A 25,500-nucleotide genomic window follows, 5' to 3' on the forward strand; every position below is an offset into this window, starting at 1 on the left:
AGGCCGCTCTGACAACCGGGAACCCAAAGGTGCCGATGCGCTCAAACAGCCCATCGCCATATCGAATTTTTCACCTGGAGCTTTTATGAAACTTCTTTCACCGCTCGCCGTGTTGACCCTGTGCAGCGTGATGGCCGCTCCATTGATGGCCGACGAAGATGCCCCGGGCCTGACGGGCTGCGCCGCAAAAAAACAAGGCATCATCAACCAGATCGAACTGGCCAAGTCCCGCGGCAACGCCGATCAACAGGCTGGCCTGGAAACCGCCCTGAACGAAGTCACTGCCCATTGCACCGACGCTTCCTTGAAGAAGGAGCGGGAAAACAGGGTGCTCGACGCCAAGCACGAAGTCAGCACGCGTCAGGCCGACCTCGAGAAGGCAATGAAAAAAGGCGACGCCGAGAAGATCAACAAGCGCAAAGACAAACTGGCTCAATCGCGCAAGGAATTGCAGGAAGCGCTGGATGAGCTGGATAAGTAGGCCGAAGGGATTTTGTGGCGAGGGAGCTTGCTCCCGCTCGGCGGCGGAGCCGTCGTGAGTCTGGAGCGCCGAATACGGGACGAAACACGATTGTATGGTTTTGGGGCTGCTTCGCAGCCCAGCGGGAGCAAGCTCCCTCGCCACAATTGCAAGTAGGCACAAGCCAGGTGTCACACTCGAGAATCAATGATCCCGAAACTCTTTATGGCAGGCACTGCAGGCATCTTCGACTTTCTGTACCGCCGGCCCCAGGTTGCTGACCTTGTAGGGCTGAACCTTGCTGGCAATCACCAGTTCACCGGTGGCGCCTTCAAGGGTGCGGGCCATTTCCTGGAAGCGTGCCTGCTTCTGCCAGACATCATCCTTGGCGCTGGTGTGATCCTCTTCGCGCACCTGCGGGAAATGTTTCCACGGCTCATGCGACAACGCGTCGAGCTTCACCGCGCCGTCGGCGAATTTCGGGCCATCGAACGGAATACGTCCGCGCAACATGCCGCCCAGGTCTTCGCCGGTCTTGAGCATCTGCTTGAAGATCGCCTTGCGCTGACCCAGCGGCGAGTTCGGGTCGACACCACCGCAGGCGGACAAGGTCAGGCAGGCCAGCAATACAACAGAAAGTCTTTTAAGAGTCATGGTGGCTTCAGGTCACTGGAAACGGCGGCCAGTATCCTCGCGTCACCGGCAAAGACCAATAGCCCTATTATTAATACGGGTTGTTTGAGCGCATGGAGCACTCAGGCAACCGACAAAGGAATTACTCCATGAACAGCCGTTTCAAGGCATGGCGTCACAATCTGGCCTGGACCCTTCCGATGGTGGCCGTGCTGGCAGGTTGCACCGGCGGCGACAGCAGCAAACCGAAAACCCACGCACTGGCGACCTACTCCAGCGCCACCTGGGAAGCGCTTCCGGCGGTGTCCGACAACGACCTCGTCGCTGGCTTCGGCTCGTGGCGCAGCGCCTGCACCCGACTCAAGGCCGATCCGGTCTGGGGCGGCACCTGTGCGGCTTCCGTCAATGTGCAACCAACCGCCAATGACATCCGCGGTTTCCTCAAACAGAACCTGGACGTCTATGGCCTGCGCGCCGCCAATGACAACCCCAATGGCCTGATTACCGGTTACTACGAACCGGTGTACCCCGGCAGCCTGACCCAGACCGAAGCAGCCAATATTCCGGTGTATGGTGTACCCGAGGATATGATCATCGTCTCGCTGGACAGTATCTATCCGGAACTCAAAGGCAAACGCCTGCGCGGCAGACTCGAAGGTCGCGTGCTCAAGCCGTACGACGATGCGGCAACCATTGAAACCAACGGTGTGAAGGCGCCGGTGATTGCCTGGCTGACCGACCCGATGAACCTGCAGTTCCTGCAAATCCAGGGCTCGGGTCGTATCCAGCTTGATGACGGTCGTCAGTTGCGCATCGGTTATGCCGACCAGAATGGCCACCCGTACCGCCCCATCGGCCGCTGGCTGGTGGACCAGGGTGAGTTGAAGAAAGAAGACGTGACCATGGGCGCTATCAGCACTTGGGCCAAGGCCAATCCAACACGTATTCCCGAACTGCTCGGCAGCAACCCCAGCTACGTGTTCTTCACCCGCAACCCCGACAGCAACGAAGGGCCGCGTGGTTCGCTGAATGTACCGCTGACCGCAGGTTATAGCGCGGCGGTGGACCGCAAGGTGATTCCGCTCGGCAGTCTGTTGTGGTTATCCACCACACGCCCGGACGGCAGCTCGTTGGTGCGCCCGGTGGCCGCGCAAGATACTGGCGGCGCAATTGCCGGCGAGGTCCGCGCAGACCTGTTCTGGGGCACGGGGGACGCAGCCGGGCAATTGGCCGGCGACATGAAACAGCAGGGGCAGATCTGGATGCTTTGGCCTAAAGGGGCGGCGTTACCTCAGGTGCCGCAGGTTGCCGATACGGTTAAAGCTAACCCTTAAGAGTTGTATCGTCAGCACTACTGCATTCGCGAGCAAGCCCCACACATTGAGTTATCGGCGGACACACATCTTGTGCTCACTGAAGATTCAATGTGTGACACAAGCGGGCGTGCTCGCGAAGAGGCCCTGACAGATACAGAAAATTTCAACGGCCAGATTCAGACCGACACCACAAAGAAACTGACAACCAACCCCATGCCAATGGCCCACACCAGTGACCGCAGAATCGCCCAGTCCGCCAGATAGCAAATGATGTACAGCAGCCGACTGGTGATAAACAACACCGCCAGCACATTGATCGTCACCAGATCGGCATTACCGGCCAGGTGCGCGACGATTACCGCTGCAGCAAACGCCGGCGTCACTTCGAAGCTATTCAACTGCGCCGAATGTGCACGCCTGGCCACCCCTTCGAGCGAATCCAGAAATGCCCGCGGATCGTGATTCTGTTTCAGCCCGAACTTGCCGCCGCTGAACTTGGCGACGCCTGTGCATAGATACGGCAAACAGATCGCAATCAAAATGCACCACAGAGCAACCGTCATAACGCAGTCCCTTCTTCAAAGTTATAGAGAGTCGAGTTCCATCAGGGGCGACTAAAACTTCATCACCAACATGCCGACCAGCACCAGCCCACAGGCTAAGAGCCGGGGTCTGCCGAAAGGTTCTTGCAGGTAGCGCATGCCGAACAGCACCACCAGGATCACACTGATTTCGCGCAACGCCGCCGCTTCGGCAATCGAACCGAGCTGCATGGCCCACAGCACCAGAGCGTAACTGAACAGTACGCAAAACCCGACCGCCAACCCCAACCGCCACTGCTCACGCCAGAACAGCATGAATGCCGGCCGCTTGCGCACCATCGCCAGCAATGGAAACGGCCAGGCGCTAAGCAAGGTGACCCACACCAGGTAGTCCAGCGGGTGAGACCAGCGCCGTAAAGCCTGGCCATCGATGAAGGTGTAGCAACCGATGCACAACCCGATCAGCGCTACCACCGGCAGCATCGACCACGGCAGACGCACTCCTCCCCCGCCCTGCCAGAGCAGGCACAACATGCCGAACGGGATCAGCAAAATCCCGAAGATCTGCTGAGCCGTCAGCACTTCCCCGGCGAAAATCAGCGTCAGTACCAGCACCACTAGCGGTGACAGGCCACGCATCAACGGGTAGACCAAGCCGAGATCGCCGACCCGATAGGCCTGGATCAACAGGTAGCGATAGAGCAACTCGAATGCTGCCGACGCGAGAATCCACGGCCACATCTCCAGTGGCGGCAACACCACGAAGGGCAGCATCAGGGCGACAAACAGCAGCGCCACGCTGTCCATGCAGGCCACCACCAACAGCCGCTCCGCGCTGAATTTGATCAGGGTATTCCACGCCGCGTGCAACAGCGCCGCCACCAATACCAGAACCGTCGCAAGCACGGCACACTCCTTGTTGTTGCCCCACCCTAGCCCGTAGGAACTGCCGAAGGCTGCGATCTTCTGATTTTGATTTTCAGGATAAAGAGATCGCAGCCTTCGGCAGATCCTACAAGGGCGGGGGCAGAGAATCGATTCGCCATATGTCCGCAGCTGTTTTTCATCCACCTGCAACGTCGCAGTACTGTCACGATCAATGTGTCCGGCTGACAGGGTCAGTTTTTGCCTCTGATCATTTTTTGATCTTCTGCGGCTCGGGCCCCTCGCCCCGCTCCGCAGATGTCTTCGGCGGCCCGCTTTCACTGCGAATCTGCGCATGACTGATCAGCGCGAAAATAAAACTGCCACCGATAATGTTCCCCACCAGCGTCGGCCCAGCGAATACCAGCCAGAAATCCTTCCACGGCAACTCGCCGGCAAACACCAGATACGAAACCTCCACCGATCCGACCACGATGTGAGTGAAATCTCCCAGCGCCATGAAATAGGTGATGAGGATGATGATCCACATCTTGGCGCTTTCCATGGACGGGATCATCCAGACCATAGTGGCGATCATCCAGCCAGAGATGATGCCTTTGGCGAACATTTTGCTGGCATCGTTCTCCATGACCTTACGCCCGATGTCGAGAAAGGCCAGATCGGTCTTGGTGTCGAAAATCGGCAGGTGCAGCATCACATACGCCACCAGCAAGGTGCCGCAAAGGTTGCCCACCAGCACGACCGACCACAACCGAAACAACCGACCGAAATTACCCAGCGTAGGCTTACTCATGATCGGCAGCACGGCAGTCAGGGTGTTTTCGGTGAAGAGTTGCTGACGGGCCAGAATCACCGCGAGAAAACCTGCGCAGTAGCCGAAACTGGCGATCACCTTGAAGCCTTCGCCGTCCGGCAGACGCGAGTTGAGCAGCCCCATGCCCATCAATGACAAGCCCATGGTCAATCCCGCAGCCAGGGCTGACCACCACAGCGCCGCAACGCTACGCTCGAGTTCCTGATCACCTTGGGTGCGAATGATTTCGTGCAGCACCGCCGCGCGCGGTGGCTGGTTCTTGTCGACCTCGCGCTGTTCTTGCGCCGAGAGGTCCGGGGTCTTGCCGTCTTTGGGCGTGTCCATAAAGCTCCTGAACCAGTGGCGTGTCGTTTAATTACGACACGTGGGGTTCGGAGCTGTTCACTGCCCGGCGAAACGAAGCAAACCCTGTGGCGAGGGAGCTTGCTCCCGTCGGGGCGCGAAGCGGCCCTAAAATCTGCCATCGGGTTCTTTCAGACAGACTTCACTATCAGCTTGCGACTGCTACGCAGCCGAGCGGGAGCAAGCTCCCTCGCCACAGAGCGGCAATTACTCGCCGATATCATCATCCTTGAACTGGTCTTTGACGTACCTGATTTCGGTCCGGCCGTGCGGTGCCGGCAGGCCGTCTTCGCCCAGGTTCACGAAAACCATCTTCTCCACCGTCAGGATGCTCTTGCGGGTGATCTTGTTGCGCACTTCGCAGGTCAGCGTGATCGAGGTGCGACCGAACTCGGTGGCGGTGATGCCCAGTTCGATGATGTCGCCCTGGCGCGAGGCGCTGACGAAGTTGATTTCGGAAATGTACTTGGTGACTACGCGCTGATTACCCAGTTGGACGATGGCGTAGATCGCCGCTTCTTCGTCGATCCAGCGCAACAGGCTGCCGCCGAACAGCGTGCCGTTGGGGTTGAGGTCTTCGGGTTTTACCCATTTGCGGGTGTGGAAATTCATACTCACTCCTGACCGTCTTGCCGATTGATGCCGGCCATCATGGCAGAGCCCGGACTAGAGCTCTAACAAGCATCGACTATGGTCTCGATTACCGTTCGGACATTGACCAACAGAAAGGCTTTGGAAGATCAGCATAGCCCGCTATAATCGCCCCGTTTCAAAACGGTAATGTTCACTTGCTACCGTTTTCCCGCCACCTGTCCGAGGGGCGCTGCAGCAGGTTCGACCTGTCAGGCTCGGATGGGGCGTTGACTGGCCACGGCCAGACACTAAACGCACAACGGCGCCCATTCGCATACATTACGAATGGAGGCTCATCATGAGCGCTGTTATCACGCCTGTAGATTTTAACGATTACAAAGTCGCCGACATGTCCCTGGCTGCCTGGGGCCGTCGCGAAACCATCATCGCCGAATCCGAAATGCCAGCCCTGATGGGTCTGCGCCGCAAGTATTCCGCCGAGCAACCGCTCAAAGGCGCGAAAATCCTCGGCTGCATCCACATGACCATTCAGACTGCCGTGCTGATCGAAACCCTGGTTGCCCTGGGTGCCGAAGTACGTTGGTCGTCCTGCAACATTTTCTCGACTCAAGACCAGGCCGCAGCCGCTATCGCCGCTGCCGGTATCCCGGTTTTCGCCTGGAAAGGCGAGACTGAAGAAGAGTACGAGTGGTGCCTGGAGCAAACCATCCTGAAGGATGGCGCGCCTTGGGATGCCAACATGATCCTCGACGACGGCGGCGATCTGACCGAGCTGCTGCACAAGAAATACCCGGCGATCCTGGACCGCGTCCACGGCGTCACCGAAGAAACCACCACCGGCGTTCACCGCCTGTTGGACATGCTGGCCAAGGGCGAGCTGAAAATCCCGGCCATCAACGTCAACGACTCGGTGACCAAGAGCAAGAACGACAATAAGTACGGCTGCCGTCACAGCCTGAACGACGCGATCAAGCGCGGCACCGACCACCTGCTGTCCGGCAAGCAAGCGCTGGTCATCGGTTACGGTGACGTGGGCAAGGGCTCGGCCCAGTCCCTGCGTCAGGAAGGCATGATCGTTAAAGTGTCCGAAGTCGACCCGATCTGCGCCATGCAAGCCTGCATGGACGGTTTCGAACTGGTTTCGCCGTTCATCGACGGTATCAACAATGGTACCGAAGCGAGCATCGACAAAGCACTGCTGGGCAAGATCGACCTGATCGTGACCACCACCGGCAACGTTAATGTTTGCGACGCGAACATGCTCAAAGCCCTGAAGAAGCGCGCTGTTGTCTGCAACATCGGTCACTTCGACAACGAAATCGACACCGCTTTCATGCGCAAGAACTGGGCATGGGAAGAAGTGAAGCCACAGGTTCACAAGGTTCACCGTACCGGCCCGGGCGCATTCGACGCTCAGAACGACGACTACCTGATCCTGCTGGCCGAAGGCCGTCTGGTTAACCTGGGCAACGCCACTGGCCACCCAAGCCGCATCATGGATGGCTCGTTCGCCAACCAGGTTCTGGCGCAGATCTTCCTGTTCGGCCAGAAGTACGCCGACCTGTCGCCAGCCCAGAAAGCCGAGCGCCTGACCGTTGAAGTACTGCCGAAGAAACTCGACGAAGAAGTGGCCCTGGAAATGGTCCGCGGTTTCGGTGGCGTGGTCACTCAACTGACCAAGCAACAGGCTGACTACATCGGCGTGACCGTCGAAGGCCCGTTCAAGCCGCACGCTTACCGCTACTGATTGGTCCTGCTGCCTGCTCTCCCTTGTGGGAGCGGGCTTGCTCGCGAAGGCGGTTTATCATTCAACATTAATGTCGTCTGACCCACCGTCTTCGCGAGCAAGCCCGCTCCCACACTGGGATGTGCACATCTTTCAGGCTTACGCGTTTCCAAGGATATGACCATGTCCCAAGACCGTCGCTACAGCTTCGAGTTCTTCCCCACGAAGACCGATGCTGGACATGAAAAACTGATCGCCACTGCCCGTCAGCTGGCGACTTACAACCCCGACTTCTTCTCCTGCACCTACGGCGCTGGCGGTTCGACCCGTGATCGCACCCTCAACACCGTGTTGCAGCTTGAAAGCGAAGTCAAAGTCCCTGCCGCACCGCATCTGTCTTGCGTGGGCGACAGCAAGGACGATATTCGTGGCCTGCTGAGCCAGTACAAGGCAGCCGGCATCAAGCGTATCGTTGCGCTTCGCGGTGACCTGCCCTCGGGCATGGGCATGGCCAGCGGCGAGATGCGTCACGCCAATGATCTGGTTGAATTCATTCGTGAAGAGACCGGCGATCATTTCCACATCGAAGTCGCCGCCTACCCGGAAATGCATCCGCAAGCGCGCAACTTTGAAGACGATCTCAACAACTTCGTGCGCAAGGCTAACGCCGGCGCCAACAGTGCGATCACCCAGTACTTCTTCAACGCCGACAGCTACTTCTATTTCGTCGAGCGTGTACGGGCGAAGGGTGTGACCATCCCGATCGTGCCGGGGATCATGCCGATCACCAACTACAGCAAGCTCGCGCGTTTCTCCGACGCTTGCGGTGCGGAAATCCCGCGCTGGATCCGCAAGCAACTGGAAGCCTACGGCGACGACACCCAAAGCATTCAAGGCTTTGGTGAGCAAGTCATCACCGAGATGTGCGAACGCCTGCTGCAGGGTGGAGCTCCAGGGCTGCATTTCTACACGCTGAACCAGGCTGAGCCGAGTCTGCTGGTGTGGAATAACCTGAAGTTGCCGCGTTAATCGTCGTTAAAGCAAGATCAAAAGATCGCAGGCTTCGGCATTTCCTACAGAGGTACGTATCCCCCTGTAGGAAATGCCGAAGGCTGCGATCTTTTGCTTTCCGGCGCCCCTTTATTGTGCAGTCAGATCCTGAGATAGAGCTTCTGGATCCGGTTTCTGGCTCTTTATGATTTCTCGTCGTAATCTCAACCCATGCCCCTGATCGCTCAGCTACTGACCGTGCTTCTGTTCACTTGCCTGAGCTTCACCGCTCGGGGCGAGAAGCTACGTATTGTCACCGAACCCTGGGCGCCTTACGTGTATGAGGAAAACGGAAAATCGCTGGGGCTGGACTACGAAACCACGGCCATCGTCTTCAAACGCCTGGGGATCGACGTGGAATGGCAGTTCCTCCCGTGGAAGCGCTGTCTGTCGATGCTCGAGCAAGGCCAGGCGGATGGCGTGCTGGATATTTTCTACAGCGATGAACGCGACGCGACCCTGCTCTACCCCAGCGAACCGCTCTCGCAAGTGGAGTTCGTGATGTTCTACGCCAATGAGCGAGCGCATCCGTTTCGCACGCTGGATGATCTGAAAGGCCTGACCATCGGCACCTCACCGGGCTACCTGTACAGCAAGGACTTCAGCGAATCGACGCTGTTCACCCAAGAGCCGGCCCCCACCCATGAAGCCAACTTCGGCAAGCTGGTGCGCGGCCGCATCGACCTGCTGATCACTGATCGCCGGGTTGGCCAGTATTTGCTCGATCAACTGAATATCCGCGACAAGATCACCGAAAACCCGATCATCATCAGCCAGCAAAGCCAGTTTCTGGCGGTACGCCGCAATGCCGGGATGGATTTGTTGGTGCAGCGTTTCGGTGCCGAGCTCAAACGCTTCAAGCGCGAGCCGGCCTACGCCGAACTGAGCGCCCGCTACGGCGCCGGCCCGGCCACCGAAGCACGGGCCGCCAGCGCCACCGCAACCGGCGGAAAAACCGTTGAGCAGCAGGAAAGCGGCGCGCAGTGATTGCTCTGTTATACTCCGGCCTTCCCGCCAGGCTCACGCCCGGACGCTCGGACTTGTTCAAGGCATCTCGATCCCGCTACAGCGCAGCTTTTCAGCCCGCGCGAGCGCTCCAGACGAGCCTTCGAGGCCCAGCAGGACCGGACGGGATTGCGTCCTCTTAAACGCGATTCGCGCCAGGCAAGACTCCCATTGGGCCAAGCCCTAACTAAAACAGGATTACTCATGTCCTTTGCTTCCCTCGGTCTCTCCGAGGCTTTAGTCCGCGCCATCGAGGCAGCGGGCTATACCGAGCCTACTCCGGTGCAACAGCGGGCCATTCCCGCCGTGTTGCAAGGTCGCGACCTGATGGTTGCGGCACAGACAGGTACTGGTAAAACCGGCGGCTTCGCCCTTCCGATTCTGGAACGGTTGTTTCCCAACGGTCACCCGGACAAATCCCAGCGTCATGGCCCGCGCCAACCGCGCGTACTGGTCCTGACCCCAACCCGCGAACTCGCGGCCCAGGTGCATGAGAGCTTCAAGGTCTATGCCCGTGACCTGAAGTTCGTCAGCGCCTGCATCTTCGGCGGCGTCGGCATGAACCCACAGGTTCAGGCCATGTCCCGCGGTGTCGACGTGCTGGTGGCCTGCCCCGGTCGCCTGCTCGACCTCGCCGGCCAAGGCAGCGTCGACCTGTCCCACGTGGAAATCCTCGTGCTGGACGAAGCCGACCGCATGCTCGACATGGGTTTTGTCCATGACGTGAAAAAGGTTCTTGCTCGTCTGCCGAGCAAACGCCAGAACCTGCTGTTCTCGGCGACGTTCTCCAAAGACATCACCGACCTTGCCGGCAAGCTGCTGCACAACCCGGAACGCATCGAAGTCACGCCGCCGAACACCACGGTCGAGCGGATCGAACAGCGTGTATTCCGCCTGGCCGCCAGCCACAAGCGTTCGTTGCTGGCGCACCTGATCACCGCTGGCGCCTGGGAACAGGTACTGGTATTCACCCGCACCAAGCACGGCGCCAACCGCCTGGCCGAGTACCTGGACAAACACGGCCTCACCGCCGTCGCCATCCACGGTAACAAGAGCCAGAACGCCCGCACCAAAGCCTTGGCCGACTTCAAGGCCGGCGAAGTGCGTATCCTGGTCGCCACCGACATCGCCGCTCGCGGCCTGGACATCGACCAGTTACCCCACGTGGTCAACTTCGAACTGCCGAACGTCGACGAAGATTACGTGCACCGTATCGGTCGTACCGGCCGTGCCGGTCGTTCGGGCGAGGCGATCTCGCTGGTCGCCCCGGATGAAGAAAAGCTGCTGAAAAGCATCGAGCGCATGACCAAGCAGAAGATTGCCGACGGCAACCTGATGGGCTTCGACTCCAGCGCCGTGGAAGCCGAGAAACCTGAAGTTCGCGAGCGTCCAGATGTGCGTAACCCGCGCAATCCACGTGGCCCGCGCGGCGATGGTCCGAACGGCAGCGGCGGTGGTGGCGGTCGTAAAGACAAAGGCAAGGACAAGGGCGGCAAGGAAAAACCTGCTGCCACTGGCCGTGGCGATCGCCCTGCCCGTGAACACAAGCCTCGCGAAGGCACCCCGGCCCGTGAGCAACAACGTCCGGCACCTCGCGCCGCCGCTGACCGTGCTCCGGACGAGTTCCTGGACGACGACGTCGATAACTTTGGTAACCGCGTCGACTACGTGCCTCAAGCCAAACCTGCTCAGGGCCGTGGTCGCCGTCCGGGCGCTCCGGCACAAGGCGCAGGTGCAGGTACTCCGCGCACCGGTCAGCCACAAGGTCGCCAGAACGGTCCGCGCAGCAGCAGCGGCGCAACCACCGGCACCCCACCGGCCAAGCGCAGCGGCCCACGTAATGGTGCTCCACGTGACGGCCAGGCCCGTCGCGAAGAGTCCCGCAACCGCCGCCCGGCCCGTGACGAACAACCTCGTTCGGAACCAGCCGTGCAGAACCCGCGGGGCCCGGCACCGAAGATCATTCACAAGGAGTCGAAAAGCGATCGCTTCCCGACACCTGAGCAACTTGATCAACTTCCAGGCCGTCCACGCGGCGAAAAACCAGCCTTGCTGACCCGCAATCGCTGATTTGTCGCTGATATGAAAAATGCCCCTGATCGCAAGATCAGGGGCATTTTTTTATGCTGACGAAGAACCCTGTGGGAGCGGGCTTGCCCGCGATGGCGTCCGTCCAGCAAACATTGATATTAACTGACCCACCGCCATCGCGGGCAAGCCCGCTCCCACAGTGGCTCGGCACCGTCCATATAGATTCATAAAAAACGCCCCGGATCGCGAGATCAGGGGCGTTTTTTTGTTCAAGCAGCGAAATTCACTTCGCTTTCACGCCTTCAAACGTAACGTACAACTCAACCGCGTCGGACGCTGGGCCCAAATCTTTCTGCTTGCCGAAATCTGAACGCTTGATGCTGGTGGTACCTTCGAAGCCGGCACGGTAGCCGCCCCAAGGATCCTTGCCTTCACCCAGGAAGGTGGCTTTGACTACGATTGGCTTGGTAACACCAGCCAGAGTCAAGTTACCGGTAACGTCGGCAGTGTCTTTGCCAGCGGCGTTTTTGCCGGTGGATTTGACGCTGGTGGAAACGAACTTGGCGTCGGCGAATTTGCCCACATTCAGGAAGTCACCGCTGGCAATGTGCTTGTCGCGCTCAGCGTGGTTAGTGAACACGCTGGCGGTGCGTACATTGAACTCGATCTTGCTGTCTTCAGGTTTGGCGGCGTCAAAGCTGAACTTGCCGTCGATGTCCTTGAAGGTACCGGTAATATAGCTGTAACCCAGGTGACTGATCTTGAAGTCAACGAAGGCGTGCTGACCTTCTTTGTCGACAACGTAATCGGCCGCCATCACATTAGCGGACAGCAGAGCAGAACCGATTGCCAGAGCGGCGAGCGTCTTTTTCAACATGCTTTCTATTCCTTTGGAGTCGAGATTGAACATCAGGCTTTGCGTCCCAGCATTCGCGTCAGGGTCGCATCACGATCGATAAAGTGGTGTTTCAATGCTGCCAACGCGTGAAGGCCGGAAAAAATTACCAGCGCCCAAGCCAGGTACAAATGGATCACACCAGCGGTGTCTGCCTGGTCCGGTAGTCCGGAAACCAGTGCAGGAACTTCAAACAGGCCAAACACCGGAATCCCGACACCGTCTGCGGTGGAAATCAGGTAACCGGCAATCATCACGGCGAACAGACCGAAATAAAGGAAGGCATGGCCGAACACGGCGCCAAGTCGCGTCATGCGGCTATAACTTTGCAGGGGCGGTGGAGGTGGGCTGATGAAACGCCACAACACCCGCAGCAACATGACTGCGAACAACACCAGGCCAATGCTCTTGTGCAAATCCGGCGCATCTTTACGCCAGGAGCTGTAGTAGTCGAGACCGACCATCCACAACCCCAACGCGAACAGGCCGAAGACCGCGAGCGCCACACCCCAGTGCACGAAGATGCTGACCCAACCGTAGCGGGAAGAAGAGTTACGTAGCTGCATTGCCCAAATCCTGTAAGAACTGCGCCCAAGACTATCGAGTTATCTATCGACTTAAAGCGGAAAATTTCGCTCTGAAACATCGAGAAATACGATCATGACCTTGAGGTCGAGATGTTAAGAGAGTGTTAACCAGAAGAAAAAACCTACCGACGCTGTCCCATATTCGCTTCAATAAAACTTTTACCATTCGTCGGAACTGTCATATCTGACAGTAGCCACCATTACAGGTCATTGATGAACCTGACCTCGGGCGTTTGTCCGAGCCTCTGAACAGGAGTTCTACCATGAGTCACCATTCGAGCTCATCCTCCGCGACTACGCGCAACCTATCCAATTCGATACCCGTAGGGGAAGGACCGCGAGGGTTAGCCATCAACAACGATGGATCACGGGTTTTTGTTTGTAATTACATTTCAGGCAATGTGTCAGTGATCAACACCCGGAACAGAAAGGTCATTCGCACCATCGCCGTCGAGCGTTACCCCCAAAACATTGTTCTTGCCCATGGAGGGAAAAGAGCTTACGTGACCAACTACGGTTCAAGTTCGGTTTCAGTTATTGATACTGAAACCTATGCAGTGGGTAACGTCACGGTGGGAAGATATCCTCGGGGAATCGTCGTCAGCCGAGACGGGAAGCATGTTTACGTCACCGTTCGACAAGATAAAGAGTGGCTGGCAATTATTGATACCCGCACTTATGCGGTGAGCAGAGTGCGAGGACTACCCTCTCCCTCCATAAGTGTGGATATCAGCCAGGACGATTCACGTCTTTATATTTCCAGCACAAACGCTCCTGATGGCCCTTATCAGGACGCACTAACGATCATCAACAGCAAGACTTTCAAAGTGCTGGATATCATCAAAACCGAAAAATATCCGTCAGCGATTACCGTCAGCCCCGACGACGGAGAAGTGTATATCGTGTGCCTGGACGCTCAAAAATTGACCGTACTGGACCCTAAGTCATCGACCACCAGGCATTTCGATTTTGTGACGTGCGAAGGGAAAATAGTGTTCGGCGAAAAAAACGCTTATGCCGTTGATCAAATCAAAAAAGAGGTCGTCGAAATTAATACCGCCACGTATGAGATTATTCGCCGGGTGCCCATTCCTGGGGCTTCCGAACCGTATGACATGGTTCTTGATCAACATGATCATGCTTATGTCAGCGACTACCAAAGCGACGAAATACATAGTGTCGATCTAGCTTAGCGTCAAAGCTAAATCAGCAGCCGGCTTTAGGGCGACATACCCAAGACATAAAAAAAGCGCGGCATCACTGCCGCGCTTTTTTTGATTCCAGGACTTACTGCGTCTTGGTTTCAGTTGTCGCCGGGGTCTTTGCAGCAGTACTGACCGCTGGTTTCTTCGTTGGCTCAGTCTTTTTCGCCGTCGCCTTGACCGGAGCTTTTTTGGCCTCGGTTTTGGCAGCAGGCTTTTTCACTGGCGCTTTGGCCGGTGCTTTCTTGGCAGGCTCTGCTTTCACCGGTGCCGCAGGCTTCGGCGCCTCAACCGGTGCTGGCGCTGGAGTCGACGCAGGTACTGGGGCGGGTGCCGGAGCAACCGGGGCCACTGGTGCTGGCGCCTTGGCCGGTTCCGGTTTGTCGTCAGAACCGCCGAACAGGTTGGTAAAGAAGTTGCCTTTCTTCGCCTTCACTGCACCGGCCGCTGCTGCGGTCGCCGCCGGAACAACCTTCGCCGGCTCAAACGATTTGCCCGCCGCCAGGTCTTCTACCTGACTGGCTGCACGCTGACCGGTGCGCAATGCGCCTTCCAGAGTGCCTGGGTACAAGGTATCGGTGTGTTCGCCGGCAAAGGCTACACGTTGCAGCGGACGCTCCCACAGACGCCAGTATTTGCTCATCTGGCCCGGGCCGAAGGCCAGGTATGCGCCACCCATCGACGGGTCGGTGCTGTAGCGACGGATTTCATAACCGGTGAACGAGCCGCGTGCCTGTGGGTAAAAGGCGTGCAGACGAATCAGTACCTGATCGACCATCTGCTTGTCGCCGAAGGCCTGCATCACCCGCGCGTTGTCGCCGGACAGGTTGATCACCACGTTGGCGCCGCCCTTCAAGGCAGGCTCGACCCACAACATGCCCAGGCCGGTGTTGCTGTAGATCTCGCCGGACATGCGCGCCTTGCTTTCCCATACTGGCGTCTTGAACTTCAGCATGATCTGGTCGCGCCAGCCGTAATTGGTGCCTTTGATGGCGCCCATGTGCTGGGCGTCCAGCGCCGGGGTCATCTGGATCTTGTTCAGTGCACGCAACGGCACGGCCAGCACAACGTAGTCCGCCTGATAGCCAACACTGCCGACCTTGACGGTCACGCCGTCCTTGTCCTGAGTAATGGCCGAAACCGGGGAGCTGGTCTTGATGGTTTTCAGCTGTTTGACGAAGGCCTGGGCCAGCACCGGGCTGCCGCCGGGCAGACGCGAGGCGCGCAGGTCACGGTCGGCAACACCACGGTAGACGCGGCTCTGTTGTGCGAAGTACAGCAGTGACAGGCGCGAAGGTTCGTCATAGTGGGTACGAATCTGCTGATTCACCAACTGACGCGCTGTGGCTGGCAGATTCAAGCGATCGAGCCAGTTGGACACGTTGATCTGGTCCAGAGCAAACAGCGTACTGTTGGCGGCCGGGTTCTGCGGGTCCTCGATCGAACGCGCCAGATCATCCAGGGTCTTTTCGTAGCGTTTCAGCGCTTCGGCGGTGGCCGGCTGTTTAGTCGCCAGATCGGCGGCGGTGAAGTACTCACCGTCGATCAGATAGCCTGGGGTGCGTACGAATTCAGGCGCTGGCGTGGTGGTCAGCTTGAACGTCGAGACGTACTTGTTCAGCACCGGCTGGGTCTTGTCGCTGCCGATCCACTCACTGGTGGCCATGCCGGAACGACCACCCAAAGTCGGTTTGGCTTCCAGCAGGGTGACCTGCCAGCCTTTGTTCTGCAGCTCGTAAGCAGCAGTGAGGCCCGCAAGCCCACCGCCGACCACGATCGCCGTTTTATCCTTGGCCAGCGCCGAAACGCTGAACAGCCCCAACATCACCAGCGCACACGCGCGCAGCCAACCAGCAGACATTCAGCGAACTCCGGAAATACACGAGGAAATAGCGGTTTTACGAGTCAGACGACTCAAAGAACCGCGAAGAATACGTCAGCCATCAAAACGCCGCCAGCAACGTCTATCGTCCTATACAAAGTAGCTCAATCGACACAATGGGTTGTCCCGGTGGCGCGCATTGCATAGGCTTGCGCGATTGTTTACCCGCCTACGTCACGGGTAGCCTCGAGGAGACAGAAAATGGGCCTGAATAAACAATGGATGGAACGCGATCTCGCGGTGTTGTGGCATCCCTGCACCCAGATGAAAGACCACGAACAGCTGCCGCTGATCCCGATCAAACGCGGCGAAGGCGTCTGGCTGGAAGACTTCGAAGGCAAACGCTACCTCGACGCGGTCAGCTCCTGGTGGGTCAATGTGTTCGGTCACGCCAACCCGCGGATCAACCAACGCATCAAGGATCAGGTCGATCAACTGGAACATGTGATCCTCGCCGGCTTCAGCCATCAGCCGGTGATCGAACTGTCGGAGCGTCTGGTAAAGATGACGCCCGAAGGCCTGACCCGGTGTTTCTATGCCGATAACGGTTCGTCCTGCATCGAAGTCGCGCTGAAAATGAGCTTTCACTACTGGCTCAACCGCGGCCAGCCGAACAAAAAGCGCTTCGTCACCCTCACCAACGGCTACCACGGCGAAACCATGGCGGCGATGGCGGTGGGCGACGTGCCGCTGTTCACCGAAACCTACAAAGCCCTGCTGATGGACACCATTAAGGTGCCGAGCCCCGATTGCTACATGCGCCCCGAGGGCATGAGCTGGGAAGAACACTCGCGCAACATGTTCGCCGCCATGGAGCAAACGCTGGCCGACAACCACGACACCGTGGCCGCCGTGATTCTGGAGCCGCTGATTCAGGGCGCCGGCGGGATGCGCATGTATCACCCGGTGTACCTCAAGCTGCTGCGCGAAGCCTGTGATCGTTATGGCGTGCACCTGATCCACGATGAAATCGCCGTCGGCTTCGGCCGCACCGGGACGATGTTCGCCTGCGAACAGGCCGGTATCCGCCCGGACTTCCTCTGTCTGTCCAAGGCCCTGACCGGCGGCTATCTGCCGTTGGCGGCCTGCCTGACCACCGATGAGGTCTACAGCGCTTTCTACGACGACTACCCGACCCTGCGCGCCTTCCTGCATTCCCACAGCTACACCGGCAATCCGCTGGCGTGCGCGGCGGCATTGGCGACGCTGGATATCTTCGAAGAAGACAACGTTATCGAGAACAACAAGGCCCTGGCCCAGCGCATGGCTTCCTCCACCGCGCACCTGGCCGATCACCCGAACGTTGCCGAAGTGCGCCAGACCGGCATGGTCCTGGCCATCGAGATGGTCAAGGACAAGGCCAGCAAGACCGCTTACCCGTGGCAGGAACGTCGTGGCTTGAAGGTGTTCCAGCATGCGCTGGAGCGTGGTGCGTTATTGCGGCCATTGGGCAGCGTGGTGTATTTCCTGCCGCCGTACGTGATTACCCCGGAGCAGATCGATTTTCTGGCCGAGGTGGCCAGCGAAGGCATCGACATCGCCACCCGTGACAGTATCAGCGTGGCGGTGCCGAAGGACTTTCATCCGGGCTATCGTGATCCGGGCTAACAGCCACTGAGTAACCCTGTGGCGAGGGAGCTTGCTCCCGCTCGGCTGCGAAGCAGTCGTAATCCGGTTTGCGCGTTTTAACTGACAAAACGCGGTCGCCGGGTTTGGGGCTGCTTCGCAACCCCGCGGGAGCAAGCTCCCTCGCCACAAAAGCTGATTGCGCACGCTGCTACATTCGACTTTTTACAGAGACCCAGCATGAGACTGTCCCGCTTCTTTATCGACGCCCCCTTGAGCATCGGCGAACACGAGTTGCCCGAGGCCCAGGCCCATTACATCAGCCGCGTGCTGCGCATGGCCGAGGGTGATGCGGTGCAATTGTTCGACGGCTCGGGCCATGAGTTTCGCGGCACGCTGGCAGAAGTCGGCAAGAAGCGCGTCGTGGTGAACATCGATGAAAGCTTCGCCGGGCAGGTCGAGTCGTCGCTGGCGGTCCATCTCGGCCAGGGCTTGTCCCGTGGCGAACGGATGGACTGGGCGATTCAGAAAGCCACCGAATTGGGCGTCAGCGAAATCACGCCGATCTTCACCGACCGCTGCGAAGTCCGCCTCAAGGACGAGCGCGCCGACAAACGCCTGATGCACTGGCGTCAGGTGGCGATCAGCGCTTGCGAGCAATGCGGGCGCTCATCGGTGCCGGTGATTCATCCACCGCTGTTGTTGGCCGATTGGCTGAAGCAGACGGAAGCCGAATTGAAGCTGGTGCTGCACCCGGTGGCCGAGCCATTGGTGAGCCATGCGAAACCGGCGACGCTGGCGTTTCTGATTGGCCCGGAAGGCGGGTTGTCCGACGCTGAAGTCGAGCAGGCCAAGGCTGGCGGCTTTCATGCCGCCCGCCTCGGCCCTCGCGTGTTGCGCACCGAAACCGCGCCGGTGGTGGCGTTGGCGGTAGCCCAGCAGTTGTGGGGCGACTTCTGACCCCATGATCGTTCCCACGCTCTGCGTGGGAATGCAGCCCGTGACGCTCCGCGTCACTGGACGCAGAGCGTCCCTAGAGGCATTCCCACGCAGAGCGTGGGAACGATCCTACTGCACCGGATCACTCACCGGTTTGGCGATAATCGCTTTCAACTCGCTGGTCATCGGAAACTCAAGGTTCAAACCTTTAGGCGGAATTGGCTGCTGGAACCAGCGGTTGTAGATGCCGTTGATTTCCCCTGAGCTGTACAAATCAGCAAGCGTCGAATTCACCAACTCAAGAAACTGCGGATCGCCCTTGCGCACCATGCAGCTGTAGATTTCCCGCGATTGCTCCTCGCCCACCACGACCCACTTATGCGGATCGCGAGCCTTGGCGCGTTCACCGTAAAGCAACGCATCGTCCATATAGAACGCCGCCGCCCGCCCTGACTGCAGCATCTGGAATGCTTCGCCGTGGTCCTTGGCGCTGATCACAAACATATCGATCTTGTGATCGACGTTGTAGCTCTTCAAAAACCGCTCGTTGGTGGTGCCGGCGGTGGTCACGACGTTCTTGCCGCGCAGGTCGGCGAAGCGCTTGATGCCGCTGTCCTTCGCCGTGAGCAATTGCCCCTTCACGTAGATGAACCCATAGGAAAACGCCACTTGCTGCATGCGCTCGGCGGTCACGCCGGTGGAGCCGCATTCAAGGTCGACCGTGCCGTTCTGCACCAGCGGAATGCGCGTTTGCGAGGTCACCAGGTTGTACTTCACCTGCAGATCCGGCAGCTCGAGTTTTTGCTTGATGCGCTCGACAATCTTGCTCGCCAGGTCCACCGAATAGCCCATCGGCTGCCCCGTGTGATCACCCACGTAAGAGAACGGCACCGACGCGTCGCGATAGCCCAGCGTGATGCTCTTGGCATTGGCGACTTTGTTCAGCGTGCCGGTCAGCGGCGCTTCATTGGCCTGGAGCTGACTGGCGAACAGCAGGCCGAGGGTGCAGCCGATCAACGTGATTTTTTGCATTGTTATTCTCCGTTGTGGGTAAGTGCGATTAGCGTCGGGCGGCGATCACGGTGATTTCCACCAGAACCTCTGGACGGGCCAGTTGCGCCTGCAATGTGGTGCGGGTCGGCGCCTTGTCCGGCGACAGCCATTGTGACCAGACCTCGTTCATGGCGGCGAAATCGCGGCCAATATCGCTCAAGTAAATGGTCGCGCTCAGCAAGTGATCCTTGTCGCTGCCAGCCTCGGCCAGCAACCCATCGATTTTCGCCAGCACCTCTGCGGTTTGGCCTGCGGCGTCGCGGCTGTCACCCGGCACCTGTCCCGATAAAAACACCAGCTCGCCAAAGGTCACGGCGCCGGAGAGTCGATTGTTGCTGTTGAAACGCTTGATGCTCATCGGTTCTTCCTTTTCCAGTCAGGCGACGCGGGGTGCGAGGCCTTGCATTTCGATCGAGGGTACGCGCCGGGCAATCAACTCACTCAGCAGCCGAGCGCTACCGCAGGCCAACGTAAAGCCCAAGGCGCCATGGCCGAGGTTGAGCCAGAGGTTGCGGTACGCCGTGGCGCCAATCAACGGCACGCCGCTGGGGGTCGCCGGGCGCATGCCGGCCCATTCGACGGCGGCGTCATAATCGCCAGCATTGGGCAAGGTTTCCTGAGCCTGGCGCTTGATCAGCGCCAGACGCTTGGGATCGAGCGCCGGATCGAAGCCGACAATGTCGACCATCGCCGCCACCCGCAGTTGTGCACCGATGCGGGCGTAAACGATCTTGCGGTTGTAATCGGTGATGCTCAGCTCCGGCGCGCGATGTTCGGCACGGATCGGCAGGGTCAGGCTGTAGCCCTTGAGCGGATACAGCGGCAGGTTCATGCCCGGCAACGCCAACGCCGGGCTGCGATGACCAGCCGCTATCACCAATTGCTCGACCGGCAATACCTGCGCGCCCATTTCGACGGCCTGCACCGCGCCGTCCCCGTGGCGAATGCCGGTGACCGTGCGGCCCAGCAAAAACTCGCAACGCCCCGACGCCTTGAGCCGGGCCACCATTTGCTGACAGAACGCATGGCAATCGGCGACTTCTTCATCAGGCGTATAGATCGCGCCCACGAACGGTACCTCGGCGAGTGCCGGCTCCAGCTGTGCGCACTCGGCCCGGGACAACACCTGTTGCTGTCGCGGATCAGCCAGCCCTTGACGCGCATGCTCGAAGCTTGCAGCTTCACGAAACGTCACCAGTTTGCCGTTGCGCCGCCAGTCGAAACCGTCGAGGCGGTCTTCGTCGCGCCAGCCTTGCAGTGTGGCCTGGCTCAGCAACGCCAGGCGCAGCAGATGTGCGCCGTTGCGCTGATTCACCGAACGACGGCAAGCCGCCAGAAAGGACGCCATCCAGCGCCATTGCGCCGGGTCCAGACGCGGGCGCAGCTTCAACGGCGAGTCACCGCGCAACATCCAGCCCAGCGCCTGCAACGGTACGCCGGCGTCGGCCAATGGCGCGACGTAGCGGTAGGACAACTGGCCGCCATTGGCGAAACTGGTCTCGCTGGCAAACGAATCCCGGGCCTCGATCAGCGTCACATCGATGCCGTCGCGAACCAGTGCGTAAGCCGTTGTCAGCCCGATGACGCCGCCACCGATGATGCAAACCCGCTGAGCCATGTCTGTCCTTTAGCGTTGTTGGAACGTGCTTCAGGTTAGGACCAGGTGACAGCCGTTGAACAATGCATAAAGATGCCTGACCCATAAACAAAGGTTATGGACTTGCCATGCGACTGCGACACATCGAGATTTTTCAGGCTATTCGCCAGACCGGTTCGGTCAGTGGCGCCGCCCAGTTGCTGCACGTGTCGCAGCCGGCGGTGAGCAAAGTGCTGCAACACGCCGAACAGCAATTGGGCTTTCCGTTATTCCTGCGGGTGCGCGGTAAATTGCAGCCGACGCCGGAAGCCCTGGAGCTTGAGCGCGAAGTCGACAAGGTCACCGAAAGCCTGCAAGGCGTGCGACGCCTGGCCCAGAGCCTGCGCCGCGAGCCGGGCCACAGTGTACGGATTGGCGCGATCCCGGCGCTGGCCTTGTCGCTGCTACCGCCGGCGATCAACGAATGGACGCAACGCTACCCGGAAATCGCCTGCGAACTGTCCAGCGCCCACAGCCGTGAGCTGATGCAGAACCTGTTGATGCGCGAAGTGGATGTCGCCCTGACGTTGCAACTGCCCGATCATCCGGGCCTGAAGGCGCAGGCCCTGGCCTGTGGGATGCTGGTGGCGCTGGCACCGAAAGGCTTTTGGGCCGAGGACACTCACGGTAAACCGCTGCCGTTGATCGAACTGGCCGGTGCGCCGCTGATCGGCTTGTCCAGCGCCGACCCGCTGGCCGCCAGACTCGACAGCTACCTTGAGGCGGTCGATCCGCCGCCCAAGGTACGCATCGCTGTGCAGACCTATTCGCTGGCGCGGGCGATGGTTGAATCCGGGGCCGGGTTGGCGGTGATCGATCCGTTTACCGCCCTCGGCGCGTCCCCCGCCATCACGGCGATTCGCCCCTTGGCGCCGGCGCTACCGATCACCCTGTACGCGGTGACCCGCGCTGACGAACCGCCGCCACACACCTTGAGCGATTTGCTGCAGGTATTCAGCCGACGGGCGCAGGCGCAATTGGATCGCCTGTGTCCCTGAGGGAGAAAGCCTGCTCGCGATCCCCTGTAGGAGCGAGGCTTGCCCTAATGTCACTCGGTTAAGCTGCGGAACCTGTGGGAGCGTGGCTTGCCCGCGATAGCGATCTGTCTGACACATCAATGGTGAATGTGCTGCCGCCATCGCGGGCAAGCCTCGCTCCCACAGGTTTTGCAAATAGCTATCTACAAGACATAAAACAGAATCGCCACAAAGTGCAGCACGCTCCCGGCGATCACGAACAGATGCCAGACCCCATGGGCATGGCGCAGACGATTGTCGAGGGCAAAAAAGATAATCCCCACGGTGTACAACACCCCGCCCGACGCCAGCCAGGTGAAGCCCACAGGCCCCAGCGCCGCGAGTAACGGCTTGACCGCCACCAGCACGATCCAGCCCATCACCGCGTAAATCACGATCGACAGAATCCGTGCTTCCGAGCGGGGTTTTATTTCTTGCAGAATGCCGATCAGCGCCAGCCCCCAGACAATCCCGAACAGCGTCCAGCCCCACGGCCCGCGCAGGGTCACCAGGCAGAACGGTGTGTAACTGCCGGCAATCAGCAGGTAGATCGAAAAGTGATCGACCTTCTGCATGATCGCTTTCTTGCGCCCGCGCACGCTGTGGTAAACGGTCGACGCGCTGTAGAGCACCAGCAAGGTGAACGCGTAAATCGCCACGCTGACGATCTTCCACGGACTGCCGTCCATACTGGCGATCACCAGCAGCCACACACCCCCGACAAACGCCGCCACCGCCCCGACCAAGTGCGTCCAGGCATTCAATCTTTCCCCGTGATACATGTGTTGCTCACCTCAAAATTCGTTGCCGCATCGCGCAAGGCTCAGGCCTTGAGACTAAAAGCGCAATGTTTCAAGACACAATGCCCCCTGTAGGAGCTGTGTAGGAGCTGTCGAGTGAAACGAGGCTGCGATCTTTTGATCCTGATTCTCGACGCCCTTGAAGGTGCAAAAAAATCGTAGCCTTCGGCAGCTCCTACGAAAGCCATCGAGCCAAACGTCAGCCAATTGGGCACAATCGAGCGATTCGAATAAGAGTCTGGCCCATGCTGATCGATGAAGAGTTGACCCTGAAGAAACTCGAGGTGTTCCTGGCCTTCATGCGCACCGGCAACCTGGCCCGCGCCGCCGCCGAGTTGCAAACCAGCAACGTTAGCGTGCACCGCGCCATCCACTCTCTGGAAAGCGCCCTGCGTTGCCCGCTATTCAAACACGAAGGCCGCAACCTGACCCCACTCGAAAGCGCTTATGTGCTGGAAGAACGGGCGCAGAAGCTGATTCAGGACGTACTCGAAAGCGTGCGCCTGACCCGCGAAGCGGCCGGGTTCTCGGCTGAGCGCTTCAAGCTTGGGTCACTGTATTCGCTGACGGTGAAAACCGTGCCGCAGCTGATCATGGGCCTGAAGATTCGCCGTAGCGAACTCAATATCGACCTGATCCTGGGCTCGAACATCGACCTGTTGTACAAGCTCAAGAACATGGAAGTCGATGCGATCCTGGTGTCGCTGGACGACAGCGTCAACGACCCGGACTGCGAGCAGATTCCGCTTTTTTCCGATGACATCTTCCTCGCCACCCCGGCTGATTCTCCCTTTGCCCAGCGGACCGAAGTCGATCTGGCCGAGGTGCGCGACGAGACATTCATCACCTTGACCCAAGGCTTCGCCACGCACCAGGACGGTATTCGGGTGTTCAAGCAGGCGGGGTTCGAGCCGAAGGTGGCGATGCAGGTCAACGACATCTTCACCCTACTGAGCATGGTCAGCTCCGGGGTGGGTTATGCGTTGCTGCCGGGAAGGATTGCGGCGGTGTATGAGAACCGGGTGAAGCTGATTCCACTGCAGGAAAAGTATCGGTTACAGCAGCACATCGGCGTGGTGTTCCTGAAGGCCAAGGAGCGTGACCCGAATTTGCTGGCGCTGTTGGCGGAGTGTCGGATGTATGCCAATCGGCAGGCCTGAATGTGGCGAGGGAGCTTGCTCCCGCTCGGGTGCGGAGCGCCCGCAAAATCAGACCACCGGATTTACCTGATACACCTCGGTGGTAGAAGTTGGGGCTGCTGCGCAGCCCAGCGGGAGCAAGCTCACTCGCCACAAAAAGCAATCACCGATCTAACCGACAATCCCGCGAACAATGAAGTACAGCAACGAAGGCCCAAGCAAGCACCCAAGCCCGGTGTGGAACGTCGCGGTCAACGCGCCATATGGCACCAGCCGCCGATCCGTCGCCGCCAACCCGGCGGTCACACCGCTGACAGTCCCGGCCAAGCCGCCAAACACCATGGCCGAGCGTGGGTTATCCAGCCCCATCCAGCGCGCCGCCATCGGTGTGCCGACCATCACCAGAATCGCCTTGATCAGCCCGGTGGCAATCGACAACGCCATCACGTCGGACGTGGCACCAATCGCTGCCCCGGTCACTGGCCCGACGATGTACGTCACTGCGCCTGCGCCAATGGTGGTCATGCTGATCGCATCGCGATAACCGAACACCCAGGCAATGCTCGCCCCGACAATGAACGGCAGGATCGTGCCCAGCAGCAGCGCGATAACACCAATCATCCCGGCCTTTTTCGCTTCGGTGGCCTGCACCTCGAACGCGGTGGCGACAATGGCGAAGTCACGCAGCATGGCGCCGCCCATCAAACCGATGCCGGAAAACAGCGACAAATCCGCCAGGCCTTTTTGCCCACCGGTCATGGTGCCGCCGACCCAGGCCAGCACCAGGCCGATGACGATGGCAATCGCCGAGCCGTGAATTCGTCCGAAGGTCAGGCGTTTGGACAACACCACCGACACCCACATGACCACGCCGACGAAGGCGAACGCCGTGACCAGACTGTTATTTACCAGACCTTTCTCGATGAGTTCCCACATATCAGCGACCTCCTGCCGGTGCGCCAACCGACGTTATATCCGCCGGCTCATCGGGCAAGGGTTCGCCCTTGTGGGTCCGGCTGATCAGGGCAATGGTGCAGCCGCAGAGCACCACCGAACCGATCGCCGCCAGCACCGCCACCGGACCGCCATGCAGGGCAGTAACGACGTTCTGTTGCGCGGCCATCGCGACGACCACCGGAATATACATGGCGCCCCAGAAGCCGACACCCATCTCGCAATCCTTGGTCATGCCGCCGCGTTTTTGCATCCACAACCGTGCACAAATCAGCAGGATCATCGCGATCCCGACCCCGCCGACGTTGGATTTCACGCCCAGCAACGCGCCGAGCATGTCACCCATGATCACCCCTGCCAGCGTACAGATCGCCAACAGCGCCACACCGTAAATAATCATTGTTGTAGTCCTCAAAGTGCATCGTCGGAATTG

General features: G+C 59.3%; 25 protein-coding genes and 1 riboswitch. Of the genes, 11 read left to right on the top strand and 14 right to left on the bottom strand.

Annotated elements, in window-relative coordinates; genetic code table 11:
* Nucleotides 1-85 precede the first annotated feature (85 nt).
* On the top strand, nt 86-481 hold the full coding sequence (locus tag AB3226_RS12550) for a DUF1090 domain-containing protein (RefSeq protein WP_367373277.1): 396 nt from the start codon (nt 86-88) through the stop codon (nt 479-481).
* A gap of 183 nt (nt 482-664) precedes the next feature.
* On the opposite strand, the gene AB3226_RS12555 is transcribed toward AB3226_RS12550, so the two are convergent.
* On the bottom strand, nt 665-1,114 hold the full coding sequence (locus AB3226_RS12555; protein WP_052965033.1) for a cytochrome c: 450 nt from the start codon (nt 1,112-1,114) through the stop codon (nt 665-667).
* A gap of 128 nt (nt 1,115-1,242) precedes the next feature.
* Here AB3226_RS12555 and AB3226_RS12560 point away from each other — a divergent pair, with 128 nt between their 5' ends.
* Nucleotides 1,243-2,427 (top strand): murein transglycosylase A, encoded by a 1,185-nt coding sequence (locus tag AB3226_RS12560; RefSeq protein ID WP_367373278.1) that lies wholly within the window; start codon nt 1,243-1,245, stop codon nt 2,425-2,427.
* Between the two features lie 158 nt (nt 2,428-2,585).
* On the opposite strand, the gene AB3226_RS12565 is transcribed toward AB3226_RS12560, so the two are convergent.
* From AB3226_RS12565 to AB3226_RS12580, 4 genes are all read right to left on the bottom strand, one after another.
* Nucleotides 2,586-2,972, bottom strand: coding sequence for an MAPEG family protein (locus tag AB3226_RS12565; protein WP_367373279.1), 387 nt, complete (start codon nt 2,970-2,972; stop codon nt 2,586-2,588).
* A 51-nt stretch (nt 2,973-3,023) separates the two neighbouring features.
* A complete protein-coding gene (locus AB3226_RS12570; RefSeq protein ID WP_367373280.1) occupies nt 3,024-3,857 on the bottom strand; it encodes an EamA family transporter in 834 nt (277 codons plus the stop codon).
* Nucleotides 3,858-4,086: 229 nt separating this feature from the next.
* Nucleotides 4,087-4,974 carry a formate/nitrite transporter family protein gene (locus AB3226_RS12575; RefSeq protein WP_367373281.1) on the bottom strand — a complete coding sequence of 296 codons (888 nt, stop codon included), beginning with the start codon at nt 4,972-4,974 and terminating at the stop codon, nt 4,087-4,089.
* A gap of 225 nt (nt 4,975-5,199) precedes the next feature.
* On the bottom strand, nt 5,200-5,604 hold the full coding sequence (locus AB3226_RS12580) for an acyl-CoA thioesterase (RefSeq protein WP_038981033.1): 405 nt from the start codon (nt 5,602-5,604) through the stop codon (nt 5,200-5,202).
* Between the two features lie 197 nt (nt 5,605-5,801).
* Nucleotides 5,802-5,900, top strand: a riboswitch (S-adenosyl-L-homocysteine riboswitch).
* A 23-nt stretch (nt 5,901-5,923) separates the two neighbouring features.
* Here AB3226_RS12580 and ahcY point away from each other — a divergent pair.
* The 4 genes from ahcY to AB3226_RS12600 all read left to right on the top strand — a co-directional run bounded on the left by ahcY (nt 5,924) and on the right by AB3226_RS12600 (nt 11,437).
* Entirely contained in the window at nt 5,924-7,333 is a 1,410-nt protein-coding gene (gene ahcY, locus AB3226_RS12585; RefSeq protein ID WP_007898042.1) for an adenosylhomocysteinase, read from the top strand.
* A 162-nt stretch (nt 7,334-7,495) separates the two neighbouring features.
* Nucleotides 7,496-8,341 carry a methylenetetrahydrofolate reductase [NAD(P)H] gene (metF, locus tag AB3226_RS12590; protein WP_367373282.1) on the top strand — a complete coding sequence of 282 codons (846 nt, stop codon included), beginning with the start codon at nt 7,496-7,498 and terminating at the stop codon, nt 8,339-8,341.
* Between the two features lie 192 nt (nt 8,342-8,533).
* Nucleotides 8,534-9,349, top strand: a complete 816-nt coding sequence (locus AB3226_RS12595) for a substrate-binding periplasmic protein (protein ID WP_367373283.1) — start codon at nt 8,534-8,536, stop codon at nt 9,347-9,349.
* 222 nt (nt 9,350-9,571) lie between these two features.
* Nucleotides 9,572-11,437: a DEAD/DEAH box helicase gene (locus tag AB3226_RS12600; protein WP_367373284.1), complete on the top strand. Its 1,866-nt coding sequence runs from the start codon at nt 9,572-9,574 to the stop codon at nt 11,435-11,437.
* A 244-nt stretch (nt 11,438-11,681) separates the two neighbouring features.
* Here the strand turns inward: AB3226_RS12600 and AB3226_RS12605 are convergent, their stop codons facing one another.
* A complete protein-coding gene (locus tag AB3226_RS12605; RefSeq protein WP_038981025.1) occupies nt 11,682-12,275 on the bottom strand; it encodes a YceI family protein in 594 nt (197 codons plus the stop codon).
* Nucleotides 12,276-12,307: 32 nt separating this feature from the next.
* Nucleotides 12,308-12,859, bottom strand: a complete 552-nt coding sequence (locus tag AB3226_RS12610; protein ID WP_367373285.1) for a cytochrome b — start codon at nt 12,857-12,859, stop codon at nt 12,308-12,310.
* Nucleotides 12,860-13,143: 284 nt separating this feature from the next.
* Here AB3226_RS12610 and AB3226_RS12615 point away from each other — a divergent pair, with 284 nt between their 5' ends.
* A complete protein-coding gene (locus AB3226_RS12615; protein WP_367373286.1) occupies nt 13,144-14,073 on the top strand; it encodes a YncE family protein in 930 nt (309 codons plus the stop codon).
* Nucleotides 14,074-14,167: 94 nt separating this feature from the next.
* Here AB3226_RS12615 and AB3226_RS12620 read toward each other — a convergent pair whose 3' ends face one another.
* On the bottom strand, nt 14,168-15,943 hold the full coding sequence (locus tag AB3226_RS12620; RefSeq protein ID WP_367373287.1) for a flavin monoamine oxidase family protein: 1,776 nt from the start codon (nt 15,941-15,943) through the stop codon (nt 14,168-14,170).
* 222 nt (nt 15,944-16,165) lie between these two features.
* Between AB3226_RS12620 and AB3226_RS12625 the strand changes: the two genes are divergently transcribed.
* On the top strand, nt 16,166-17,572 hold the full coding sequence (locus tag AB3226_RS12625; protein WP_367373288.1) for an adenosylmethionine--8-amino-7-oxononanoate transaminase: 1,407 nt from the start codon (nt 16,166-16,168) through the stop codon (nt 17,570-17,572).
* A gap of 198 nt (nt 17,573-17,770) precedes the next feature.
* Nucleotides 17,771-18,490: a 16S rRNA (uracil(1498)-N(3))-methyltransferase gene (locus AB3226_RS12630; protein ID WP_367373289.1), complete on the top strand. Its 720-nt coding sequence runs from the start codon at nt 17,771-17,773 to the stop codon at nt 18,488-18,490.
* A 108-nt stretch (nt 18,491-18,598) separates the two neighbouring features.
* On the opposite strand, the gene AB3226_RS12635 is transcribed toward AB3226_RS12630, so the two are convergent.
* The 3 genes from AB3226_RS12635 to AB3226_RS12645 are packed head-to-tail and all read right to left on the bottom strand — an operon-like array spanning nt 18,599 to nt 21,140.
* Nucleotides 18,599-19,501, bottom strand: a complete 903-nt coding sequence (locus AB3226_RS12635) for a transporter substrate-binding domain-containing protein (protein ID WP_367373290.1) — start codon at nt 19,499-19,501, stop codon at nt 18,599-18,601.
* A gap of 28 nt (nt 19,502-19,529) precedes the next feature.
* Nucleotides 19,530-19,880: a RidA family protein gene (locus AB3226_RS12640; protein WP_367373291.1), complete on the bottom strand. Its 351-nt coding sequence runs from the start codon at nt 19,878-19,880 to the stop codon at nt 19,530-19,532.
* Nucleotides 19,881-19,898: 18 nt separating this feature from the next.
* Complete coding sequence (locus tag AB3226_RS12645; protein WP_367373292.1) at nt 19,899-21,140, bottom strand: D-amino acid dehydrogenase; 1,242 nt, start codon at nt 21,138-21,140, stop codon at nt 19,899-19,901.
* Nucleotides 21,141-21,247: 107 nt separating this feature from the next.
* Here AB3226_RS12645 and AB3226_RS12650 point away from each other — a divergent pair, with 107 nt between their 5' ends.
* The gene (locus AB3226_RS12650; protein ID WP_367373293.1) at nt 21,248-22,156 is read left to right on the top strand and encodes a LysR family transcriptional regulator; all 909 of its coding nucleotides are present in this window, start codon (nt 21,248-21,250) and stop codon (nt 22,154-22,156) included.
* A gap of 182 nt (nt 22,157-22,338) precedes the next feature.
* Here AB3226_RS12650 and AB3226_RS12655 read toward each other — a convergent pair whose 3' ends face one another.
* Complete coding sequence (locus AB3226_RS12655; RefSeq protein WP_367373294.1) at nt 22,339-22,956, bottom strand: hemolysin III family protein; 618 nt, start codon at nt 22,954-22,956, stop codon at nt 22,339-22,341.
* Between the two features lie 263 nt (nt 22,957-23,219).
* Here AB3226_RS12655 and AB3226_RS12660 point away from each other — a divergent pair, with 263 nt between their 5' ends.
* Nucleotides 23,220-24,134 (top strand): LysR substrate-binding domain-containing protein, encoded by a 915-nt coding sequence (locus AB3226_RS12660; RefSeq protein WP_052965016.1) that lies wholly within the window; start codon nt 23,220-23,222, stop codon nt 24,132-24,134.
* Between the two features lie 150 nt (nt 24,135-24,284).
* On the opposite strand, the gene madM is transcribed toward AB3226_RS12660, so the two are convergent.
* Nucleotides 24,285-25,049, bottom strand: a complete 765-nt coding sequence (madM, locus tag AB3226_RS12665) for a malonate transporter subunit MadM (protein ID WP_367373295.1) — start codon at nt 25,047-25,049, stop codon at nt 24,285-24,287.
* Nucleotide 25,050: 1 nt separating this feature from the next.
* Nucleotides 25,051-25,467 carry a malonate transporter subunit MadL gene (gene madL / locus AB3226_RS12670; RefSeq protein ID WP_007897996.1) on the bottom strand — a complete coding sequence of 139 codons (417 nt, stop codon included), beginning with the start codon at nt 25,465-25,467 and terminating at the stop codon, nt 25,051-25,053.
* Nucleotides 25,468-25,500 lie beyond the last annotated feature (33 nt).

This window comes from Pseudomonas lini, from assembly GCF_964063345.1.
GTDB classification, from domain to species: domain Bacteria; phylum Pseudomonadota; class Gammaproteobacteria; order Pseudomonadales; family Pseudomonadaceae; genus Aquipseudomonas; species Aquipseudomonas lini_B.

Bases quoted from the DNA above. Each gene is read 5' to 3' on its own strand.
- AB3226_RS12550 (WP_367373277.1), top strand. From the start codon at position 86: ATGAAACTTCTTTCACCGCTCGCCGTGTTGACCCTGTGCAGCGTGATG.
- AB3226_RS12555 (WP_052965033.1), bottom strand. From the start codon at position 1,114: ATGACTCTTAAAAGACTTTCTGTTGTATTGCTGGCCTGCCTGACCTTG.
- AB3226_RS12560 (WP_367373278.1), top strand. From the start codon at position 1,243: ATGAACAGCCGTTTCAAGGCATGGCGTCACAATCTGGCCTGGACCCTT.
- AB3226_RS12565 (WP_367373279.1), bottom strand. From the start codon at position 2,972: ATGACGGTTGCTCTGTGGTGCATTTTGATTGCGATCTGTTTGCCGTAT.
- AB3226_RS12575 (WP_367373281.1), bottom strand. From the start codon at position 4,974: ATGGACACGCCCAAAGACGGCAAGACCCCGGACCTCTCGGCGCAAGAA.
- AB3226_RS12580 (WP_038981033.1), bottom strand. From the start codon at position 5,604: ATGAATTTCCACACCCGCAAATGGGTAAAACCCGAAGACCTCAACCCC.
- ahcY (WP_007898042.1), top strand. From the start codon at position 5,924: ATGAGCGCTGTTATCACGCCTGTAGATTTTAACGATTACAAAGTCGCC.
- metF (WP_367373282.1), top strand. From the start codon at position 7,496: ATGTCCCAAGACCGTCGCTACAGCTTCGAGTTCTTCCCCACGAAGACC.
- AB3226_RS12595 (WP_367373283.1), top strand. From the start codon at position 8,534: ATGCCCCTGATCGCTCAGCTACTGACCGTGCTTCTGTTCACTTGCCTG.
- AB3226_RS12600 (WP_367373284.1), top strand. From the start codon at position 9,572: ATGTCCTTTGCTTCCCTCGGTCTCTCCGAGGCTTTAGTCCGCGCCATC.
- AB3226_RS12605 (WP_038981025.1), bottom strand. From the start codon at position 12,275: ATGTTGAAAAAGACGCTCGCCGCTCTGGCAATCGGTTCTGCTCTGCTG.
- AB3226_RS12610 (WP_367373285.1), bottom strand. From the start codon at position 12,859: ATGCAGCTACGTAACTCTTCTTCCCGCTACGGTTGGGTCAGCATCTTC.
- AB3226_RS12615 (WP_367373286.1), top strand. From the start codon at position 13,144: ATGAGTCACCATTCGAGCTCATCCTCCGCGACTACGCGCAACCTATCC.
- AB3226_RS12620 (WP_367373287.1), bottom strand. From the start codon at position 15,943: ATGTCTGCTGGTTGGCTGCGCGCGTGTGCGCTGGTGATGTTGGGGCTG.
- AB3226_RS12625 (WP_367373288.1), top strand. From the start codon at position 16,166: ATGGGCCTGAATAAACAATGGATGGAACGCGATCTCGCGGTGTTGTGG.
- AB3226_RS12630 (WP_367373289.1), top strand. From the start codon at position 17,771: ATGAGACTGTCCCGCTTCTTTATCGACGCCCCCTTGAGCATCGGCGAA.
- AB3226_RS12635 (WP_367373290.1), bottom strand. From the start codon at position 19,501: ATGCAAAAAATCACGTTGATCGGCTGCACCCTCGGCCTGCTGTTCGCC.
- AB3226_RS12640 (WP_367373291.1), bottom strand. From the start codon at position 19,880: ATGAGCATCAAGCGTTTCAACAGCAACAATCGACTCTCCGGCGCCGTG.
- AB3226_RS12645 (WP_367373292.1), bottom strand. From the start codon at position 21,140: ATGGCTCAGCGGGTTTGCATCATCGGTGGCGGCGTCATCGGGCTGACA.
- AB3226_RS12650 (WP_367373293.1), top strand. From the start codon at position 21,248: ATGCGACTGCGACACATCGAGATTTTTCAGGCTATTCGCCAGACCGGT.
- AB3226_RS12655 (WP_367373294.1), bottom strand. From the start codon at position 22,956: ATGTATCACGGGGAAAGATTGAATGCCTGGACGCACTTGGTCGGGGCG.
- AB3226_RS12660 (WP_052965016.1), top strand. From the start codon at position 23,220: ATGCTGATCGATGAAGAGTTGACCCTGAAGAAACTCGAGGTGTTCCTG.
- madM (WP_367373295.1), bottom strand. From the start codon at position 25,049: ATGTGGGAACTCATCGAGAAAGGTCTGGTAAATAACAGTCTGGTCACG.
- madL (WP_007897996.1), bottom strand. From the start codon at position 25,467: ATGATTATTTACGGTGTGGCGCTGTTGGCGATCTGTACGCTGGCAGGG.